At 64.4% G+C, this 6,675-nt stretch carries 1 protein-coding gene; it reads right to left on the bottom strand.

The genetic code is table 11. The features are described 5' to 3' along the window. Positions 1 to 159 precede the first annotated feature (159 nt). Entirely contained in the window at positions 160 to 6,570 is a 6,411-nt protein-coding gene (locus tag J3P93_RS11535) for an amino acid adenylation domain-containing protein (protein WP_434597465.1), read from the bottom strand. Positions 6,571 to 6,675: the final 105 nt, after the last annotated feature.

The following is a 6,675-nucleotide window of genomic DNA, read 5'->3' as shown; positions in this document are numbered from 1 at the left end:
CTGTAAAGACTGGGAAAAGCTGCACGCAGTGGCGAGTCCGTGGCGACCGCGCGCAACTGGGAAAAACTAAAACATCGGCGCCGCACTGTCTGACATGGGAAGCCGGGACAAGCCCCGCTGCGCAGACGCTTGTGCGCCGGCGCAGAGGTCCTTGCCCGGTCAGATCCGGCGCTTGCGGTTGAGCTGTGGAATGGTGGTCGGCGCGATGTCGACCTTGTGTGTCTGCCGTGAGGTCTGCGCCGCCAGTGCTGCCAGCGTCGGCTGACTGAACAGCGTGCGGGCATCGACATGCAGCCCGGCCTGACGCATGCGCGCCACCAGACTCACCGCCAATAACGAATGCCCACCCAATTCGAAGAAATTGTCGTTGCGCCCGATCTGATCGATGCCCAGCGTCTCGGCCCAGACCCGCGCGACCGCCTGCTCGATGTCGCCTTCGGGCGGCACGTAGGCGCGGCTGAGCAAGTGTTCGGCGCCGGGGGCCGGCAAAGCCTTGCGGTCGATCTTGTCATTGGGCGTCAGCGGCATGGCGGCAAGCCGCACGAACGCGGCGGGCACCATGTATTCGGGCAATTGCTGCAAGACGTGCTCGCGCAGTGCCTCGATCGAAGGTGCAACGTGACCGTCGCTCACGGTGAAGTACGCCACCAGGCGCTCGTCGCGTACCAGCACCAGCGTCTCGCGTATGGCGGCATGTGCAATCAGCCGCGCTTCGATTTCCCCCGGCTCCAGACGCAGGCCACGCAGTTTCAACTGGAAGTCGGTGCGGCCGAGGAATTCCAGATTGCCGTCCGCCTGATACCGCACCCGATCACCGCTGCGATACAAGCGATCCCCGGCCACGAACGGACTGTCGATAAAGCGCTCGGCCTGTATCTGCGGCAATCGGTGATAGCCACGCGCGACGCCGACGCCACCGATGTGCAGTTCGCCGCTGACGCCCAAGGGCACCGGCTGATCGTTGCGATCGAGCACGTACAGCCGCGTATTGGTCAGGGCCTTGCCGATCGGGATGACCCGCTCGGGCACTGGCTCGTGGGGTTCGAGGGTCCAGGCGCTGCTGTCGACCGTGGTTTCGGTCGGGCCGTAGACATTGTGCAGGCGCACCCACGGCAGGCGTTCGCGCACGGCACGGGCCATGGCAACGGTCAGGTCGCCACCGCCGCAGAATACGTCGGTGAGACTGGTACAGGTGCTGACATCATCCTGTTCGAGAAACTGCTGCAACAGCGCCGGGACAAACTTGACGACGCTGATACGTTGTTCGCGAATCACTTGCGTGACGTAAGCCGAATCGCGGTTACCGTCAGGCCGTGCCAGCACCAGGCGCAGGCCGGCGCTCAATGGCCAGAAAATCTCCCACACTGAGCTGTCGAAGCTGAACGGCGCCTTTTGCAACAACGCGCCATCCGCGGTTGGCGGGCGAATCTGCGAGCCCCAGTGCATCAGATTGCAGACACTGCGGTGCTCGATCATCACACCTTTCGGCGTGCCGGTGGAACCCGAGGTATAGATCATGTACGCCAGGTTCGACGCAGCGAGATCCGGCACTTGCAGATTGTCGCTCGGCGCCTCGTCCCAGGCGCAGCGGTCGAAGTCGACCACGGTCATCTGCGTGTCACCCAGCAGATCGCGGGTCGCCGCATGCAGCAGCACCGCCACCGGCGCGCTGTCACGCAACATGAATTGCAAGCGCGCCAGCGGATAGTCCGGGTCCAGCGGCACGTAGGCACCACCGGCCTTGAGGATCGCCAGCAGGCCGACCACCAGTTCAAGACCGCGCTCGACGCAGATCGCCACCCGTGTATCCGGGCGTACGCCTTGTTCGCGCAGGTGATGGGCCAGACGGTTGGCCTGTTCGTTGAGTTGCCGCCAGCTCAGTTGCGCCTCGCCGGCCTGCAACGCAATGGCGTCCGGGTGGCGTTGCACCTGTTGCTCGAACAACCTGTGCAGCGGTTGCTCGATCGGGCAATCGACTGCGGTGGCGTTGAATCGGGTCAGCAACTGATCGCGCTCTGCTGGCGAGAGGATCGGCAGTCGGTCCAGGGGCAGATCCGAGTCTTGCTCGAGTGCCTCGACCAGCCCGTCCAGAGCCAGGTGCATGTAATCCGCAATGCGTTGCGCGCCGATGCTGGCGACTGCCCTGGCGGTCAATTGCAGGCCATCGCCGAAGTCGTCGACGCTCAGGGTCAGCGGGTAGTTGGTGCGTTCTTCGTTGGCCAGGGTTTCGATGCCTGGCCAGTGCGGCTCATCGGCCTGACCTTGCTGCCGCTCGCTGTGGCGATAGTTGAGCAGCGCGCTGAACAGCGGCGTCGGCGCAACCACGCCACTGCAGCGCTGGGCCAGCGCCAGCGATGCGTGTTCGTGACCGAGCAATCCGGTCAAGCGCTGATGGGTGGTCTGCACCGCGGCTCGCGCCGGCGCCGCGACATCGACGCGTAACGGCAGGGAATTGATGAACACCCCCAGCGCACGGTCGGCACCCGCGCCGCCCTGCATGCGCCCCATCAATACCGTGCCGAATACCACCCGCTCCTGGCCCGAGGTCGCCGCCAGGACGCGCGCCCAGGCCAGGTGAATCAGGCTGGCGACGCTGACACCGAGCCGGCGGGCCTGCTGGCGCAGACGGCCGTCCAGTTCGCTGGCGAGGGGTTGCTGCGACTCCTCGATCCCCCGGCCATCGCCTTGCACATCGTGCAAGCCGAACGGCAGCGTCGGCTCATCGATATCGCCGAGCATCTCGCGGAAAAACGCCTCATGTTCGGCCTCGCTGACGCCCAACCGCGCCTGCGCGACATAGTTGCGGTACGGCACCGCCGGCGGCAAAGGCTCGCGTTGCCCGGCAAGGCTGGCGGATATTTCGCCGCGCAGCACGTCCAGCGCAATGTGATCGAGCGCCAGGTGATGGAACAGCAGCACACCGACGATTCGTTCCTTCAACGGGTCGCGGGCAACCAGCAAGCGCAGCAGCGGTGCCTGACTGACATCCAGGCGATAGCGGCGCGCATCGCAGCGCTGATGCAATTGCTCAAGCACGTCGCCCTGCGCAGGCTCGATGTCGATTTCCTGCACCGCCAGCTCGACGTGCCGCAGCACCACTTGCAGCGGCGTGATCAGCCCCTCCCAGACCACAGCGGTGCGCAGAATATCGTGCCGGGCCATGACGGTACGCAAGGCGTCGGCGAAGGCCTCGACGCGCTCCAGACTGGCGAAGGCCAGATGCGACTGCAGCAGATACGGATCGCCCTGCGCGGCGGTGATGTGGTGATAAAGGATACCGTCCTGCAACGGTGCCAGCGGGTAGATGTCCTGCACATTGGCCGCGCCGCCGGGCACGCTGGCGACGATGCGGTCGAGGCTGGCCTGATCCAGTTCGATCAGCGTCAGCATGTCAGGGCTGATCGAGGTGCATCCAGCGGGTATGCGATTGGCCGGCACGTCGATCTCGCGCCCACTGCCGACCGCGGCCGCCAGCGCGACCAGCGTTGGTTGGCCGAACAACACGCGCACATCACAGCTCATGCCGAGCTGACGCATGCGTTCGATCAGGTTCACCGCCAGCAGCGAATGCCCGCCCAGCTCGAAGAAATGGTCGTGGCGCCCGACCTGCGGCACCTGCAGCAGTTCCTGCCAGATTTGCGCCAGAGCGTTTTCGACATCGCCCTGCGGCGCTTCATAGTCACGGCGGATCAGCGCGTCCGGCCCCGGTGCCGGCAAGGCCTTGCGGTCGATTTTGCCATTGGCGGTCAGCGGCATTGCCGTCATGCGCACATACGCCTGCGGCAGCATGGCGCTGCTCAGGCGAGCCTGCAGATACGCGTGCAACTGAAGGATATCCACCGGCCGGCGTTCGCTGAACCACGCCAGCAACTGCCCGTCGCGCGCCAGCACCACCGCTTGCGCAATCGCCTCGTGACGACTGAGTGCCGCCTCGACTTCGCCCGGCTCGACGCGCACCCCACGAATTTTTACCTGGTCGTCGTTGCGCCCCTGATATTCCAGCGTGCCATCGGCGCGCCAACGCACCCGATCGCCGCTGCGATACAGACGTGCCGCCGGGTCGGTACTGAACGGGTCGCGCAGAAAGCGTTCAGCGCTCAGGTCCGGGCGATTCAGGTAACCACGGGCAATGCCGGCGCCGCCGATGTACAGCTCCCCCGTGACACCCATCGGCAGCGGCCGCTGCTGTTCGTCGAGGACGTACACCGTTGCGTTGCTCACCGGTCTACCGATATGCAGCGCCCGTCCGGGCTCGATTCTGCCGAACGTCGCCACCACCGTGGCCTCGGTCGGGCCGTAATTGTTGATCACCTCGAACGACTGCGCGCGATTGAACTGGCGCAGCCGATCACCGCCAATCAACAACGTACGCAAGGTCGGATGCTGCAGTTTGCGACTGAAGACATATTCGGCGATCGGCGTCGGCAGGAAACTCACATCCAGTGGTCGCGAGCGCCACCACGTCAGCAGCGCATCGATGTCTTCGCTACCGTCATGGGCCGGCGCCAAATGCAGCGTCGCACCGCCACACAACGCCGGCCAGACTTCCCAGGCCATCGCGTCAAAGCCGAACCCGGCGAGACTGGACGTGTGCTGGCCGGGGCCGAGGTCGAAGGCCTGACAATGCCAGTCGATCAGATTGCCCAACGCGCGATGTTCGACCATCACGCCTTTGGGCAGCCCGGTGGAGCCGGAGGTGTAAATCACGTAAGCGAGGTTGGCGTCGGTCAACCCCGCTACCACCGGGTCAGCCTGGTTGGCGGTCGGCCAATCGGTTTGATCGAGCTCGATCACCGCCACCTGCAACAGCGGCAAGCGAGCGCGCAGATCACTCTGCGTCAGCACTGCCCGGGGGGCGCAATCGCTGAGCAAATAGCTCAAGCGCTCGCTCGGCTGCGCCGGATCGATCGGCACATAAGCGCCGCCGGCCTTGAGCACGGCAAGCAGTCCCGCCAGCGTATCGAGGCCACGACGGGCGACGATGGCGACGCGGTCATCGGGTTGTACACCGAGTTCGATCAGGTGTCGGGCAAGGGCATTGGCCTGGCTGTCGAGCTGGCCGTACGTCAGTGGCTGCCCTTGATAAAGAGCGGCGACAGCGTCGGGGCGCTGCGCAACTTGCGCGGCGAAGCGTTGCGCAACCGTTCGGCCTTGCGGGAAGTCCACCCGCGTGTCGTTCCATTGCTGCAACTGCCGCGATTCGTCGGCGGTACTCAGGCAGAAATCCGCTGTCGACAGCTGCGGCTGCTCCAGCCCCTGTTCAAGAATCAACAGCAACCGTGCGCCCAGCGCTTGAACGTCCGTGGCGTCAAAGTACGCCTGGTCGTAGACCAGATGCAGCCACGCCTGATCGTTGAAGCGATTGCTGCGCAGATGAATCGCCAGTGGCGTCGCTTCATGGCCGTTGGAGACCTTGACTGTGTGCGCCGAGGCCGCGCCGTAGCGGTAGTCGTGATCGTCCTGCTCGTACGACACCGACACTTCGAACAACTGGGCGCGGTCCTCGCGCAGCAGACCCAGTGCGCGATTCAACTCACTCAGGGAAAAGCGCTGATGGCGCAGGTCCTGTTTCAGCTGTGTCGCGATGGCCCGCGCCAAGTGCGCAAATGGCAAATTCCGAGCAAAATCCAGGCGCACCGCACTGACCTGGGCAAACAAGCCTAAAGTGGTTTTGAAGCGTGCCCCCGCGCGGTTGAGAATCGGCAGGCCCACCACCCACTCGTCACGCTGCGCCGTGCGGCTGAAATACACATGCAAGGCCGCCAACAGGACGTGAAACGCCGACGCCCCGAACGGTTGCGCCGCTTGCTGCATGCGTTGGTGCAGCAGCGCGGGCATCGCTTGCACATGCGCCTGCGACGGTCGCGTCAGTTGGCTGGAATCCTGATGATGGCGCGGCAGCAGTAGCGGCTCCGGCTGCGTACGGTACTTGTCGAGCCAATAATCGCGATCACGGGCGTGCCGATCCGAACCCTGATAGCGCGCATCGTCGGCAATGAAATCGACATAGGACGGCGCCGATATCGCAGGTGTTTGCCCCTGGCTCAGCGCGCTGTAAATCTCGCCCAGCGACTTGAGCATCTGACCGAAGCCCCAACCGTCGAGAATCAGGTGATGCGCCTGAGTCGCGAGCCAGTGACGCCCTTGGTCGAGGCGAATCAGACTGAAGCGCAACAGCGGCTGGCCATCAAGGCGATAGACCTGCTCCATCTGCTGTTGCAGCAATGCCTGCGCCGCCGCGTGCGCATCGTCGAGTCCGGAAAAATCAAACAGCGGCATCGCCACCGCCATCGTTGGCGCAAAAGCTTGCCGGGGCATGCCATCCTCGCCGACGCCAGGCAGCAAGACGGTGCGCAATGCGTCGTGGCGGGCGATCAGCGATTCCAGCGCTGCCTGCATCAGTGCCTGATCCAGCGGCCCGTCAAGCTCGACATAACCACCGATGTTGTACAGCGGCGAATCACCGCGACTCAGCTGATCCAGCCAGATATCGCGCTGGGCGGCGGTCAGGGCAAAGGTTTCGCAAGGCACGGACAGATCGTCCGCTGCTGGAGCAGAAGTAGGCTGCATAAGATCCATCTCATGTGGTTTGCCCGTATTCAAGCATCGGCCCTGCTCACGACATGACACCTGAAACCCGGACAAGCGCAACGCGTCCCTGCGGCGCTTTCCGTG

The organism is Pseudomonas sp. R3-57, assembly GCF_051132065.1.
Classification (GTDB): Bacteria; Pseudomonadota; Gammaproteobacteria; order Pseudomonadales; family Pseudomonadaceae; genus Aquipseudomonas.
The sequence above is the reverse complement of the archived record's forward strand: the minus strand, read 5'-3'. Positions and strand labels throughout refer to the sequence as shown.